13 protein-coding genes and 2 pseudogenes are annotated in these 14,510 nt (G+C 67.8%); 7 read left to right on the forward strand and 8 right to left on the reverse strand.

Going from position 1 to position 14,510, the window contains the following annotated elements; genetic code table 11:
• Positions 1-50 precede the first annotated feature (50 nt).
• A complete protein-coding gene (locus tag A5678_RS14725; protein WP_068043482.1) occupies positions 51-797 on the forward strand; it encodes a methyltransferase domain-containing protein in 747 nt (248 codons plus the stop codon).
• Positions 798-823: 26 nt separating this feature from the next.
• On the opposite strand, the gene A5678_RS14730 is transcribed toward A5678_RS14725, so the two are convergent.
• Positions 824-1,285, reverse strand: coding sequence for an SRPBCC family protein (locus A5678_RS14730; protein ID WP_068043484.1), 462 nt, complete (start codon positions 1,283-1,285; stop codon positions 824-826).
• Positions 1,286-1,527: 242 nt separating this feature from the next.
• Positions 1,528-2,223, reverse strand: a complete 696-nt coding sequence (locus A5678_RS14735; protein WP_068043486.1) for an SDR family oxidoreductase — start codon at positions 2,221-2,223, stop codon at positions 1,528-1,530.
• 85 nt (positions 2,224-2,308) lie between these two features.
• Between A5678_RS14735 and A5678_RS14740 the strand changes: the two genes are divergently transcribed.
• A complete protein-coding gene (locus tag A5678_RS14740) occupies positions 2,309-2,911 on the forward strand; it encodes a CGNR zinc finger domain-containing protein (protein ID WP_068043488.1) in 603 nt (200 codons plus the stop codon).
• Positions 2,912-2,944: 33 nt separating this feature from the next.
• Here the strand turns inward: A5678_RS14740 and A5678_RS27580 are convergent, their stop codons facing one another.
• Positions 2,945-3,109, reverse strand: coding sequence for a hypothetical protein (locus A5678_RS27580; protein WP_197502142.1), 165 nt, complete (start codon positions 3,107-3,109; stop codon positions 2,945-2,947).
• Positions 3,110-3,253: 144 nt separating this feature from the next.
• Positions 3,254-4,105 (reverse strand): SDR family oxidoreductase, encoded by an 852-nt coding sequence (locus A5678_RS14750; RefSeq protein WP_068043492.1) that lies wholly within the window; start codon positions 4,103-4,105, stop codon positions 3,254-3,256.
• Between the two features lie 41 nt (positions 4,106-4,146).
• Between A5678_RS14750 and A5678_RS14755 the strand changes: the two genes are divergently transcribed.
• Positions 4,147-4,761, forward strand: a complete 615-nt coding sequence (locus A5678_RS14755) for a PaaI family thioesterase (RefSeq protein WP_068043494.1) — start codon at positions 4,147-4,149, stop codon at positions 4,759-4,761.
• Between the two features lie 2 nt (positions 4,762-4,763).
• Here the strand turns inward: A5678_RS14755 and A5678_RS14760 are convergent, their stop codons facing one another.
• From A5678_RS14760 to A5678_RS14775, 4 genes are all read right to left on the reverse strand, one after another.
• A complete protein-coding gene (locus A5678_RS14760; protein WP_068043497.1) occupies positions 4,764-5,528 on the reverse strand; it encodes a DUF2127 domain-containing protein in 765 nt (254 codons plus the stop codon).
• 52 nt (positions 5,529-5,580) lie between these two features.
• Positions 5,581-6,969 (reverse strand): MmgE/PrpD family protein, encoded by a 1,389-nt coding sequence (locus A5678_RS14765; protein WP_082945571.1) that lies wholly within the window; start codon positions 6,967-6,969, stop codon positions 5,581-5,583.
• 111 nt (positions 6,970-7,080) lie between these two features.
• Positions 7,081-8,010, reverse strand: a complete 930-nt coding sequence (locus A5678_RS14770; protein ID WP_068043502.1) for a LysR family transcriptional regulator — start codon at positions 8,008-8,010, stop codon at positions 7,081-7,083.
• 9 nt (positions 8,011-8,019) lie between these two features.
• Positions 8,020-8,883, reverse strand: a complete 864-nt coding sequence (locus A5678_RS14775) for an IclR family transcriptional regulator (protein WP_068043504.1) — start codon at positions 8,881-8,883, stop codon at positions 8,020-8,022.
• Positions 8,884-9,123: 240 nt separating this feature from the next.
• On the opposite strand from A5678_RS14775, the pseudogene A5678_RS27945 reads away from it, so the two are divergent.
• The 4 genes and pseudogenes from A5678_RS27945 to A5678_RS14790 all read left to right on the forward strand — a co-directional run.
• Positions 9,124-9,228, forward strand: a pseudogene (locus A5678_RS27945) (zinc-binding dehydrogenase); the annotation flags it as partial.
• Between the two features lie 280 nt (positions 9,229-9,508).
• Positions 9,509-9,672 (forward strand): annotated as a pseudogene (locus A5678_RS27165) (short-chain dehydrogenase); the annotation flags it as partial.
• A 262-nt stretch (positions 9,673-9,934) separates the two neighbouring features.
• A complete protein-coding gene (locus A5678_RS14785; protein ID WP_082945564.1) occupies positions 9,935-11,227 on the forward strand; it encodes a sodium:proton exchanger in 1,293 nt (430 codons plus the stop codon).
• A gap of 109 nt (positions 11,228-11,336) precedes the next feature.
• Positions 11,337-14,498 (forward strand): adenylate/guanylate cyclase domain-containing protein, encoded by a 3,162-nt coding sequence (locus tag A5678_RS14790; RefSeq protein WP_068043506.1) that lies wholly within the window; start codon positions 11,337-11,339, stop codon positions 14,496-14,498.
• Positions 14,499-14,510 lie beyond the last annotated feature (12 nt).

Genomic DNA, 14,510 nt, shown 5'->3' on the forward strand with positions numbered 1-14,510 from the left:
CCGGTCTTCGAGTTCCGGCGCAGCGGTTGGCTTTTCCCGAAGGAGTACGCATGACCGACGTGCACGTCTCGCTGCCCCCCGCGCTGCGGCGAGCGCTCGATCTGCTCGCCGATCCGCCGGCGAATCCCGACGTGACCAAGGGTTATCTCGATCTGCTCGGCAGCGAATCCGCCGAGGGCGACGGCGTCGCTAAAAACACCGGGCCGATCCAGGCCGCGTGGGCGTCACCGATCGGTTCGATGCTCTACGACAACGCCCAGGCCCTGTCGCGGCGGCTGATCGCCGCGTGGCAGACACCCCTCGAGTGGTTGAACATCCCGCCGGGCGGCATCGCGCTGGATGTCGGCTCCGGCCCGGGCAATGTCACCGCCTCCCTCGCCCGCGCGGCCGGCCCGGACGGGCTGGCCCTGGGGATCGACATCTCCGAGCCCATGCTGGCCCGCGCCGTCCGCAACGAAGCGGGGCCGCAGGTGGGCTTCATCAAGGCTGACGCGCAACGACTTCCGCTGCGCGACGACACGGTCGACGTCGTCGTCTCGACGGCCGTGCTGCAACTGGTTCCGAACCCGGCGGCGGCCCTCGGCGAGATGGCGCGAGTGCTGCGACCGGGCGGCAGGCTCGCCGTCATGGTGCCCACCGTCGGTCCGGCCGCCCGGCTCTTCCAGAGGCTGCCGAACGTGGGGGCGCACGTCTTCGACGACGACGAGATCGCCGACATCCTGGAAGACCACGGCTTCGTCAGCGTGCGGGTGAAAAACCTCGGCACGGTTCAGTGGGTGCGCGGCAAGAACGGCTGAGTCAGGCCCGCTGCAATGCCTTGCCCTCACGCGTCGGGGTTTTGCGCGACCACGGCTAGCCGGTCCATAGACTCGCGCAACATGTCCGGCGTCGTCGCACGCGCGCGCTCGAGCCGGGTGGGGTCGGCCAGCGCCGTCCAGTCGTAGGTGTGGGTCACCGTGGTGAGCTCGGCGTTGACCGGGCTGAGCTCCCAGCGCCAGAGGTGGCCGGGCGGCTGCTTCCTGGGTTCGGCTGGGCACCAGGCGATTTTGCTGCCTTCGACGAATTCCACGACGTGGTTCTCCCGCACGGCACCGCTGGTCAGTGTCGTCTTGAACACGTCGCCGACCGCACGGACCCGCTGACCGGGAGCGGCCGATGCGAGATTGTTGTTGCCATCCCAGCTCGGCTGGCGGGCAGGATCGGCGATCAGTTCGAAGATCCGCGCGGCGTTGGCCGCGATGACGCGCGTGGCGCTCACGACGCCTTCGATTTGCATGTCGGGCATGTCGCTATCCAAACACGTCGCCCCGCCGGCCTCGCCTCGTTGCTGATGGGACCTTCGGCCGACGCATTGGGGACCTTCGACCGTCGAAGCGGCGGCCCGTGGGTGCGACCGTGGTGGATGCCGGGACACCCCGGTGGTCTGCCCGAAGTGCAGCAAGCCCATTTTTGGGCGAGGCCATCCGCAAGGGCCTGATTGACCCACCGTCTTAAGACGGGGATCTGCCTTCGGGCAGACCCTTATGCTCACGGCATCGTTGGCAGCGCCTCGACCGGTCCCGACAGCGCCGCCTTGACGTATCGGGTGTCGTCGTCGGCCAACACCTCGGTGTCGTCGCGTTCGATGCCGTCGACGATCGCGCGCGCCACCTGGCGCGGATCGTTTTTGGGGGCGTCGAAGCCGGACGTCATCTCGGTGTCGGTGAAGCTGAGGTGCGCGGTGACGGCCCGGGTGCCCTGCTTCTCGAGTTCGATCCGCAGCGAATTCGTCATCGACCACAACGCCGCCTTGGAATCTCCGTACCCGCCGGAGCCGGGCATCCAGGACAAGATCGAGGCGATGTCGACCAGGGCTCCACCGCCGTTGGCCGCCAGGATGGGCGCGAACTCCTTGGCGACCCGGAGCGCACCGAAGTAGTTCGTCTCGAACACCGCGCGCACTTCCTCGATGTCGCTCTCGAGCAGCTTCCGCGCGCCCAGGACACCCGCGTTGTTGATCACGATGTCTGCGTCCGGAGCCGAAACAGTCAGCGCCGCAACCGACTCCGGCTTGGTGACGTCCAACTCGACACTGACCACCCGGGGATCCGCGCTAGGCTTGGGCGTCCGCGCCGTGGCGTAGACCTTGGCCGCGCCGCGGCGCAACAACTCGTCCACGATGGTCTTGCCGAGCCCGCGCTGCCCGCCGGTGACCACGACCGTCGATCCCTTGATGTTGACCATGACCCGTACTTTCTGACGTAGGTATTAAGAGTTTGGTTCTGTCACGATAATTGACCCCAGAGACATAGTCAAGTAGCTTTTAGCTATGTCCTCTGCATGGTCTGCGTCACAGCGGTACGGCATCACTTCGGCACCGGGAGGCCTGGGCTTGGTCCAGGACTTCCTGAACACCAGGGGAATCGGCGACTACGGCCCGGACCTGCTCGCCGACACCGCGCTCGCGGGCGAGTGGGTCGCGGACGCGGTGCGCGCCTGGTCGGCCGCCCGAGGCATGGATGTGCGGGCGCCGGCGCTCGATGACGCGGACCTGGCCAAGCTGCGCGCCTTGCGCGCCAGGATCGATTCGCTCGTGGCCGGCGAGGCGCCCGGTGGAGGAAGTGCCGTCCCCGCAGCTCTCGTGGTGACCGACGCCGGTGAGGTGCGACTGGAGCCCAGCGGCACCGGCTGGCGCTGGCTAGCCTCGGCGCTGTGGGCCGAGATTCTGCTCAGCCAGCATGCCGATACCTGGCGACGCATCAAGCAGTGCCATAACCACCGCTGCGGGTCCACGTTCTACGACCGCTCCAAGAACAACAGTGGGGTGTGGCATGACGTCAAGACGTGCGGTAACGCCGCCAACCTGCGCGCTTCCCGGGCTCGACGACGCGAACGTGAGCGCGCGGGCGGCTCAACGGTTGCGCCACGGTAGCCGGTAACGGTAATAGAACGCCTCGCCGCGCCGTCAGCAGCGCTCGACGCCCCTTTGCATGAGCGTCACGTTGGTGTGCGCCCGGCGTGGTGCGCTTCTCAGCACGGCCTGCCACGCGTCACAGGCGCGCGTCTTGAGCGGGGTCACCACATCGAGGCTGGTAGGGCTCTGGCTGATCCAGGACGGCAGTGTTGCCACGGTTGAGATCCTTCGTCTGTTCGGCCTGTGCGCCGACTCATTGAATTCGACCGCGGCCGCTTTACGGATGCGCCGCGCCGGGGTGAACGCCACGAAAAGCCGCATTGTGGTGCGACGCACACCCGCCGGAGTGCCGGTCATCCGTCACGCTCTGCCCGAACCCCTGAACCGTCGCAGGTAGCCCGGCAACCCGTGCGCCGGCGGCGCTTTCGGCCAATCGTCGGCCCGGAAATAGGCGTCGGTCCCGCCATCGACGAAGATGACGCTGCCGCAGAGAAATTCGGCCGACTCCGACAGCATGAAGCACATCCAGTCGGCCATGTGCCGCGCCTGACCGAAGCCACCGAGCGGTACCGGGAAAGACCGGACGGCCTTGGCCTGCCGCGGCGTCGCCAGCTGTTCCTGCAGCAACGGCGTCATGATGGCCCCCGGCGCCAGAACATTCATGCGCACACCCGAGCCCGCCCATTCCGGCAGCACCGCGTGCCGGCGCACCCAACGACTGACGGCGATCTTCGACGCCGCATACATCATCGTCGACGCGGCCGGACCGAACGGGCGCACCGACCGCAACGCCTTGTCGGCGTCATGGGCAAGCAGTGCCTTCACCGTCCGGCGCGGGACGAGCGGCACGGTCGTCGACGAGTTGCTCCCCACGACGACCACTTTCGCGCTTTCGGCCGCGGCCAGCGCCGGCCGCCAGGCGACGAGCGGTTCGATGACGCCGAAATAGTTGACCTGGCCGATCTGGCGCAGCCGATCGCGACCGGGGCTGGGCCCGAGGCCCGCGGCCAGCACCGCACCGTCGAGTGTGCCGCCCGCGGCCGTGAGCACTCGGTCGGCGGCCTCTTTGCGTCCGTGCGGCGTAGACAGGTCGGCGACGATATCGGCGTCTTTGATGTCAACGCCGATCACGGTGTGCCCGTCGGCCTTGAGCCGCTGCGCGGTCTCGTGGCCCATTCCCGAAGCCGATCCGGTGACCGCATAAGTGCCCATCGCTCCGTTCTTACCAGTCGCCGTCCTGTTAGGTTGCCGGGATGCCTGACCAAACGCCCTGCATCGACCTCAGCCGGCTCGAATCCGTCTACGCGCCGCTGGCCGACTCGATCCGCCGGCTCATCGACATCAGCATCCGGACCGAAGCGGAACCGGCGGCGGTGGCGGCGGCGCAGGCCAAGATCGACGCGGCCGCAGCGGAATTGAGCGAGGCGGCGCCGCCGGGGCCCGTCGGCGTGCACTACCTGCCCGACGGCCAGACCGTCGCGTGGGGCAACGCGGTGGTCGGTGTGCGGAACCCGGTGGCACCGCCGTTGGTGGTCCACCACGAGCCCGATGGCGTGGTGTGGTCGGAGTTCACCCTGGGTGCGGCCTACGAAGGACCGCCGGGCCACGTGCACGGCGGAATCTGCGCGCTGGTGCTCGACCATGTGCTCGGCGCGACGGCGCACCGGCCCGGCCGGCCCGCCTACACCGGCACCCTCACCCTGCGCTACCGGCGCCGAACCGCACTGGAGCGGCCGCTGCGCGTGCAGGCGCATGTCGAGCGCACCGAGGGCGTCAAGACGTTCGCCGTTGGTCACCTGGCCGATGAGGACGGCGTCACGGTCGAAGCGGAAGGCATTTTCATCCACCCCAGGCAGTCGCCGGCCTGAAGTCAGGCCTTGGCGGCGGCCTTCTCGACATCGAGCAGCTGCTCGCCGCGCCGTTCCTCGTCGTAGGCTTCGCGGCCGCCGCGCAACCCGAACAGACGTTTCGAGAACAGCAGATAGATCACGGCGGCCACGTTGATGGCGAAGGTGACCAGCCGGGTCATCGTGATGCCCTTGGCCAGGTCGTGAATCTCCAGGGGCAAGAACACCGAGGTGGCTATCACCGCGAAGTACTCGCCCCAGCGTTTCAGCAGCCACAGGCCGACGCCTTCGACGACCTCCACCAGCGCATAGGCCGCCAGCATCAAGGTCAGCAAGGCCAGGGTGGATGGCTTGGCGGCCAACGCCTTTTCCAGCTCGTGCACGATGGTCATCTGATCGACCTTGAATCCCGCGGCGCGAAAGACGGGCAGGTCGCGCTCGAGGGTCGCCTGGATGGCACCGCGCGCACCGCGAAACTTCCACACCGCATACGCGGCGAGCGCGATCACCACGGCCCGGAACAGGCGCTCCACGGCGAGCGTCCGGATGATGATGGCCTGGCGTAAAGCCTTGCCGCGCATGATCATCGGCGCGTCTTCGGCGCGCCCTCGCCCGTGCGGCTCGCCGACGGTGAATTCACCGCAGCGCAGGCAGCGCCACGCTTCACCGAGGCCGGTGCTGCCGCTCAACCGGGCTGCTAGTTCCTCCTCGTCGGGCGCGTAGGTGGCGTGTCCCGCGATTGCACAGGTGACCAACTCCCACCGGTTGCCGCCCTGATCTTTGCGCATGGCCGATCATCGACCGCGGGCAGCGGGCCACGCAAGGGGGCGACGGCGCGCGTCAGAACCGGGGCTTGGTGCGCGGCCGTCGGGCGGTGGGGCTCGCCGCGCCCAACAGGCCGGTGAGTTCGGCGACGGGAATCGCGTCGAGGTGGTCGACGGCCGCGACGATCTCCGCGCGCAGACCTTCGTCACAGAAGGCTTCGGCCAGCCAATGAAACTTCTCCGCGACGCGTTCCCATGACATGGGCCGGGTCGGTGATCCCTCGTAATCGGCCTGCTCGCGGTCGAATTCCCGCCCGTCCCGGGTCACCAGGTGCACCCGCGCCGCCGTGCGCTGGGGATAGCCAGCTGTCAAGTCGGCGGCCGGCTTGACGTCGACGCGCGTCAAGAGGTCCTGCACGTCGGCGCGCAGAACCCGTTTGGTTTCCAGTTGTTCGGGACCCACCCCGCCGTCGAGCAGCGCCACCGCGCTCAGATATTTGAGGTTGTAGTCGGCCTGCTCCTTGGTGCGCGGATCGTCCTTTGCGCCGTACGCTCCCCCGCCGGCGAAGTCATACGCGCCCTGAAATACCTCGAGGGTCGCCCGTGCGACGTCGTCCCCGCGCAAGTCGTTCTCGGTGCGCAGGGCCAAGATCGCATCGATCACGACCTGCCCGTGGATGAGCGCGCAGTACTGCTTCAGATAGGTCTGTTCGATGCAGGTCAGCCCGCGGTCGGTGGTCGTGAGGTCGATCGGCTGATCGAAGAGCTGCACCAGACCGTGCGGGCCCTCGAACAACGACCTGGGCCCGGTGACGCCGCGGGCGGCCAGCATGGTCGCGTACACGCCGCGCATGCCGGTGCTGGCCGGTGAGATGCCCTTCCAGTTCGAGACCGGCTCGGCGTGCACCGTCGCCAGCGATACGTTGTCGGTCGCGGCGGCGGCGATGGCGTTCGCGGTCTGTTCGACGCCGAGCCCGAGCAGCTTCGCGGTGCCTGCCGCCACCGACATCGACAGCTGCAGCGCGTGATTGAGTCCGCGCGCCATGACAGGCACCTGCGCGCTGAACCGGCATTGCACCTCGTAGGCGACGGCCAGCGCCAGCAGGAAGTCGGCCCCGCTGGCGCCCGTGTGCTCGGCAACGGCCAAGACGGCGCCGAAGTTGTCGGCGGGATGACACAGCCCTCCGACCGCCAGGTAGGTGTCCAGCAGATCGGGGTAACGCACCAGCACCGCGTTGAAGAACGCGGCCTGGTCGACCGACGCCCGTCCGCCGCCCACCAGTGTCGCGGTGGGCGCACCGCTGAACTGGGCGGTGTGTTCGCGAATCGGTGCGACGAGCTGACCGTCCAGGGAACCGACGGCGCAGGCGATGCTGTCCAGCACATTGCGTTTCATCAGCGCGAGCGGACGTCCGGTCAGGTCGGCCCACTGCGCGTCGACGACGAAGTCGGCCAGTTCGTCCACAACGTAGTTCTCTGCCATGCCTTTTCGCCTTCCGCCCAGCTTGTATTCACTGAAGCGCAGCGCCGGCTTGCCGTCCAGGACCGTTCTCTTACCAGTGCTCGATGAGACTTCTCACCGCAGGTGGGGGTCGTCGGCCGGGGCCCACCACGGACCGTCGGGAGGGGTCGGCCAATCGCGGCTGCGCGCCACCGCCAGCAGCGCTTCCACGGCGGCGCGCACGCTGGCGCGGTCGTCGTCGCGGCGGTGCAGCAGCGACCACGTCCACAGCGGCACCGGTTCGGCGACCGGACGCTGACCCAAGCTGGGCGGGAGCGCCGCGGTGTGGCGCTTGGGTGACGCGAGCACCGCCGCACCCACCCTGCGCACGTGCGCGTAGAACGCGTCGCCGGTGATGCCGCCGTCGTCGATTTGCACGACGCGGGCGCCGACGTAAGCGGCGAACTCCTTGGCGTACCGGTTCCACGACGACCATGCCGACTCGTCCGCGTCGATGAGCACGCTGACCCGTTGTGCGGCAATGGGTTCCGTGGAACCGATACCGGGAACAACCGCGTGCAGCGGCTCGGTTCGCAGCAGGTGCGCCGTCAGGCCGCGCTCCTCGACCTGGCCGGCGGTGACCCACGCCAGCGCGACGTCGAGGGTTCCCTCGGCCACGCGGTCGGCCTGCGCGTGCGACGGCAGCACCCATTCGTCGAGGCGCACATCCGCGGTGGACCCCACCATCGCGGTGAGGTCCTCCGGCAGCCAGCTGACGTAACCCAGGCGCACCGGCGTGCCGCGCGCGGCGGCCTGCCGCAGCCGGTGCTTGGCATCGTCGGCCAGAGACAGGATTCGGCGCGCGTCCGGAAGGAAGGTGCGTCCGGCCTCGGTCAGCCGAACGCTCCGCCGATCCCGGACGAACAGGTCGGCGCCCAGCTCGCGCTCCAGCGAGATGATCTGTTGCGACAGGGCCGGTCCGGAGATGTGGACGCGTCGCGCGGCGCGGCCGAAGTGCAACTCCTCTGCGACGGCCACGAAGTAGCGCAACTGCCGCAGTTCCATACGCCGAGCCTAGACGGCGCGATCGGCCGCACCCGGGCGCGGCGGGGGCAGGCTGATCGCCGTCGTTTCGTCGGTCAGTCGTTTACCGATGACCCGGATCTGCCGCGCCGACAGCGGGCACAGCGGATGCATGGCCACCATCAGGTTTACGCGTCCGTCCTCGAAAACCGGTGCGGCGATGGTCACCACCGGTTGCTTACGCCGCCCCGGGCTGTCGTCGGAGAGGAAGCCGATGGTGGTGAATTCGACGAGCAACTGATCCATGATGTGCCGCACCGGCGTTGGCATCTCGTCGCTGTCCAGCGTGCCGACCACCTGCACCGCCTGGGCCAGCGCGGGCGTCGTCCAGTCGACGTCGAAGCCGCGCTCGCGCGTGTGCTCCAGCACCTGTTCGAGCCGCCGGTTGCGATCGGGATTGTTGCCCGCACCGCGGCGGATCCAAGCGCGTCGTTCCTCCTCGTCGTCCCACGCGGCCAGCGCCACCCCGAAGGGCGGGGCGTAAGGAATGCGATCGCCCGGAATGCCGGACGGCTGGGTGGCAGGCTCGCCCTCAAAAGCGGTTACCACCAACGAATCTCCGAAACGTTCGACCACGGAGCAGGCATAGCCGACCTCACGGGACAACCGCAGCGCCGCGGAACGGGCCGCGTGCGCGAGCGGCCGGGCGGTGTCCGTTCGCGCCGCCACGACGGCCAACGCGGGGCCGAGAGTGAAGGTTTTGGCGACCGGATCGCGGCTGGCCCACCCCCGGTCGCATAGCGTCTTCAGAATCGCGTGTGCCGTCGCCTGCGTGAGGTCGAGCTCGCGAACGATGTCGGAGAACCGCAGCCGCGCATTACCGGACCGGGCCAGGAGCTCGACGACGTCGAGCACCCGGGCGGTCGGCGCAGACGTCGATCCGCGAATGGCTTGACTCCTCTGCCACACGATTTAGGGTGAGACGAACATTTTCGAGATCCTATATCGATTATTCGAGAAGGTAACGCATTGCGCGCTATGGTGCCGAGGGACGGCCGGCTCCAGGTCCGCGAGACGCCGGACCCCGAAACGGGACCGGGTGAGCTGTTGCTGCGCACGCTGAGCACCGCGATCTGCGAGTCCGACGTGCATTTCATGGACCATCCGGAGCTCGCCGTCGACGATCCGACCGGTTGCTCGCTGTACGACATCGACCGCGACATCGTGCTCGGTCACGAGTTCGTCGGCGAGGTCGTCGGCCACGGACCCGGCTGCACCGATCAGTTCGCGGTCGGTGCGCACGTGACGGCCATGCCGGTGCGCCTTGTCGACGGCGGCGCCGGCGGGATGCGGATCATCGGCCAGCATCCCGAGGCGCAGGGCAGTTTCGCTGAGCTGCTGGTGGTTTCGGAGGTCGCGGCCAAGCCGGTCCCGGGCGACGTTTCCGGTGATGCCGTCGCATTGACCGACGCGTTCACCGTCGGTGAGTTCTACGTTCGGTCGGCAGGGATGCAGCCGGGTGAGGTCGCCATCGTGATCGGGCAAGACCGATACGCCCGCGTTGCGACAACTCGAGCACAGCCGCGGTCAGATCGGTTCCCTCGACGAGGTGCCGCCGAACGAATGCTCGCGTCGCTAACCCGCAACCAGGCCGTCGAACTGTTCGCCCAAGCCGTGGCAGCGGCCATGGGTCCGGATAATTAGGTGGAACCTCTGCCTCTCGCGGCGCGTCGTACTGCGTAGGGGGCGATTGGCGAACTGAAAGGTTTGCCAAACTTCGGGATCAGGACACCCTAACTTTCGCACCGTGCCCCAGTTAGCCAGCAAAGATGCGTCTGGGCACGAGGCCGCTCCGGCAATGAGCGACGTTGCTGGCGACGAGCTTCGCGAGTAACTTGGGTAATCGTTCGGCACGGCTACGCCATCCGGAGTGGCCGCCTCAGTCGCCACCCCTCCGTATCGAAGGATGACGATGCTCGCCACAGACAGGCCCGCGACCGCGGTCTCGACGCCAGAACGCTTGCGGCGTCGCACCCTGGCCCGTTCGGCGTTGATCACCACGGCATTCGTCGTCCCGGCGGTGGTGACCCGACTCGCCGGCCTGCACCCCGACCCGGTCATCGCGCTGCTGATCTTCGGGGCCGCGGTGGTGTCGGCCAGCTTCCTGCTGGCCTGGGCCGCCGAAACCGCGCAGATCGACGTCTCCGGCGGGCTGGCGACGGCGATACTGGCGCTGATCGCGGTGCTGCCCGAGTACGCCGTCGACCTGTATTACGCCTACGTCTCCGGCCACAACGCGGAGTACACGCAATACGCCGCCGCCAACATGACCGGGTCCAACCGGCTGCTGATGGGCCTCGGTTGGCCCGTCGTGGTGTTGGTCAGCATCGTGGTGGCGCGCAAGGCCGGTTCCGCGAAGGCCACCGGCTTGGCGCTGCAACCGGCCAACCGTCTCGAGCTCGGGTTCCTTCTCATCGCCGGTGTCATCGCGTTCGCGATACCGGCGAGCGGCCAGATCCACTTCGGGCTCGGGCTGGCGCTGCTGGCCTGGTTCGGCTTCTACCTCTACAAGGTCAGCCACGGCGACGTCGAGGAGCCCGACCTGATCGGAACCGCCGCCGCCCTCGGGGAGCTGCCCGATCGCCGTCGCCGCGTCGTGGTCGTGAGCCTCTTCCTGGCGTCCGGCGCGGTGATCCTGCTGTGCGCCAAGCCGTTCGCCGACAACTTGGTCGCCGCCGGCACCGAACTGGGTATCGACCGGTTCCTGCTGGTCCAGTGGCTCGCCCCCCTCGCCTCGGAGGCCCCGGAGTTCATCGTGGCGACCATCTTCGCCGCCCGCGGCAAGGGCACCGCGGCCATCGCCACCCTGATCTCCTCCAAGGTCAACCAGTGGACGCTGCTGATCGGGTCGCTGCCGATCGCCCACCTGCTGGGCGGCGGCGGGTTCTCGCTGCAACTCGACCCGCGTCAGGTCGAGGAAGTGCTGCTCACGGCAACCCAAACCATGATGGGAGTGGCGCTGTTGTTGGCGCTGCGCTTCCAGCGCGCCGCGGCGTGCACCCTGCTGGGCCTGTTCGTCGTGCAGTTCCCCATCGCCTCGACGCATGGCCGGCTGTTGCTCTGCGCCGTCTACACCGCGGTGGCCGTCGTCGCGCTGATCCGCTACCGCCGCCACCTGGCCGCGACCGTGCGAGCGCCGTTCTTCGGGACGGCCATCCGGCACACCGGTCACCCCCACCATCCGGTGCCAGAGCCCTAACTCCCCGCGATCGCGGGCCCGTCCAGCAAAGCGCCAGTACTCGCGCTTCGCCCCGGCAGCCACCTATTCTTAACGACTGGGGTGGTACGACCTGGATGGGTGGTGCGCCATGACGACGTCGAATGTGGCGTGCCCGTCATGCGGTGAGGAATTGCGCGCCACCGCGAAGTTCTGTGACGAGTGCGGATCGCAGATTACGGCCACTCCGGCCTCTGCGGAGTACAAGCAAGTGACCGTGCTGTTCGCCGACGTCGTGCGTTCGATGGATATCGCCGCCGCGGTGGGCGCGGAACGGTTGCGCGAGATCATGGGCGAACTCATCGAGCGCGCGGCGACGGTGGTGCAGAGATTCGGCGGCAGGGTGGACAAGTTCACCGGCGACGGGATCATGGCCGTGTTCGGTGCGCCAATCGCCTTGGAGGATCACGCTTTTCGCGCCTGTCTGGCGGCCCTGGGTATCCAGGACGAAGCCGGACGCGTGGCTGGTGAGGTCGCGCGCCGAGACAAGGTCGAGCTGCGGCTGCGAGTGGGGCTGAATTCGGGTCAGGTGATCGCAGGCGAGATCGGATCTGGTGCCTTGGGTTACACGGCCATCGGCGAGCAGGTAGGAATGGCCCAGCGGATGGAGTCGGTCGCACCCCCGGGCGGGGTGATGCTCAGCGAGTCGACCGCTCGCCTGGTCGACGATGCCGCGACGCTTGCGGACCCCGAAATGGTGTACATCAAGGGCGCCAACGCGCCGGTCCCCGCTCGCCGCCTGATCGCAGCCTCCAGCCATCACAGCCGTCGGAAAGACCCGCAGTTGGTCGGGCGCACGTGGGAACTCAACACCATCGCCGGCATCCTCGATGAGGCGGTCGGCGGGGCTGGATGCGTCATCGGTGTCGTTGGACCGCCGGGCATCGGCAAAAGCCGTACCGTTCGCGAATCGGCGGCATTGGCGAAAACCCGCGGCATGGATGTCATCACCGTGTACTGCGAGTCCCATACCAGTGATATTCCTTTCCACGCGGTGACGGGACTATTGCGCGCCGCCCTCGGGGTCGAGGGGCTGGACGACGCGGCCGCACGGGCGCAGCTGGAAGCCCGATTTCCGAACGCCGATGGGGAGGATCTCTGGCTGGTCGACGATCTGCTCGGCATTGCGGATCCCGCCGTCGAGGCGCCCGACATCGAGGGTGATGCCCGGCGACGGCGCCTCACGGCGCTCGTGACTGCCGCATGGGTGAATCGCCGGGGTTCCGCCCTGTATGTGATCGAGGATGCCCATTGGATCGACGAGGTCAGCGAGTCGATGCTCGCTGACTTTCTGACGGTGATCCGGCAAACCCGCTCGATGATGCTGATCACCTATCGGCCCGAGTACCAAGGCGCGCTGGCCGCTATCCCGGGCGCCCAGACGATCGCGTTGCGCCCACTGAACAGCACCCAAACCGTAGCGCTGATCGGCGAATTGCTCGGCACCGACGCGTCGGTGCAGGAGCTCGCAGAAGTCATCTCCGAACGTGCCTGCGGCAACCCCTTTTTCGCCGAGGAGATCGTGCGCGACCTCGCGGAGCGGGGCTCGATTCACGGCGAACGCGGTTCCTACCTGCTCCACGGTGAGATCGCCGATATCACCGCTCCGCCGACCTTGCACGCCGTCATCGCGGCCCGCATCGACCGCCTGAGCTTCCCGGCCAAACGCGCTCTGTGCGCGGCCGCGGTCATCGGGACACGGTTCAGCCCGGACCTGGTCAGCGCGTTGGGTGTGGAACCGGTACTGGACGAACTAGTCAAGGGCGAGCTGATCGACCAGGTCGCCTTCACCCCGAAGGTCGAATACGCGTTCCGGCATCCACTGATCCGCTACGTGGCCTACGAATCGCAGTTGAAATCGGATCGCGACGAGCTGCACCGTCGGCTGGCCGCCCTGATCGAGCAGCGCGACCCGGCATCAGCCGACGAAAACGCCGCGCTGATCGCAGAACACCTCAAAGCGGCGGGTGATTTGCATACTGCCTTCGACTGGTACATGCGGGCAGGGACGTGGCTGACTCACCGCAACCTCGCGGCGGCGCGTGCGAGTTGGCGCCAGGCGCGCGACGTCGCCGACCGACTGCCCGATGATGATGCCGACAGCGCCGCCATGCGGATCGCTCCGCGAACCCTGCTGTGCGCGAGCGCCTGGCTGGCCGGCGGCAGCCTGGCTGACACCGGCTTCGATGAACTGCACGACCTTGCCACCGCCGCCGGCGACAAGGTGTCGCTGGCGATGGCGATGGGCGGATGGCTGCCGGCTCTGATCGTTCATGCGCGATTCTTGGAAGCATCGCGTTTGGCCTCGGAACTCATCAGCCTGCTCGAGTCGATCGGCGACCCGACGCTGACTCTCGGGTTGGGCTACGCTGCGCTCGCCGCCAAGCTCGAGCGCGGGGAGGCAACGGAAGTCGTTCAGCTGGCGCATCGGATGATCGACTTGGCCGACGGTGACGCCACCAAGGGAAATATCGTCGTCGGCTCTCCGTTGGTTGGCGCGAAGATGCTAGGAGGGTGTGCACGGTGTCTGCTCGGCGACCCCGGAGGGAGGGCCGATGTCGAGGAGGCCGCGATAATGGTCCGCGCATTCGATCCCACGTTGCGAGCGATAATGCTGCTGTTCAAGTACCTGCTGGCCGGCAACGGGGTGTGGGTACCGGAGGCGGCGGACGTCCGAGAGACCGCCGAGGTGCTGGAGGCCGCCCAGCGGTCAGGTGATGATCTCACGCTGGCCTGCGCCCAATACGTGCACGCTCGCGCGCTCCTGAGCCACGGCGGTCCGCAACGCGACGACGCATTCGCCCTTTTCGCGGCGGCCCGGGAAGCCGCTCTGCAAGAACGCTTCACCCTCTTGGCGGCCACATTCGTCGACATGATTTTCGCCAGGGAGAAGGTTCAGGCCGGCGATCTCGACGGCGCGGTTGAACTGTCCCGCGCTGCCGTCGAGGCGGAATACTCTTCGGGCGACATGATTGACCTGGCGGCGGCCACTGCGACTCTGGTGGAAGCGCTTCTGCGCAGGAGCGGCCCGACCGACCTTCGGGAAGCCCAAGCGGCCATCGAGCGATTGGCGGCGGTGCCGACCGAACCGGGATTCGTCATGAACGAAATCTGGCTGCTGCGGATGCGGGCGCTCGAGGCCCAAGCACGCGGCGACGAACTCGCATATCGCGACTACCGTGGCCGCTATCGCGCGATGGCGAATTCGCTTGGCTTCGAAGGGCATATCGCTTGGGCCGAGGAAATGGCCTAACCCGACTCCGCA

Source organism: Mycobacterium sp. E2733, assembly GCF_001667585.1.
Classification (GTDB): Bacteria; Actinomycetota; Actinomycetes; order Mycobacteriales; family Mycobacteriaceae; genus Mycobacterium.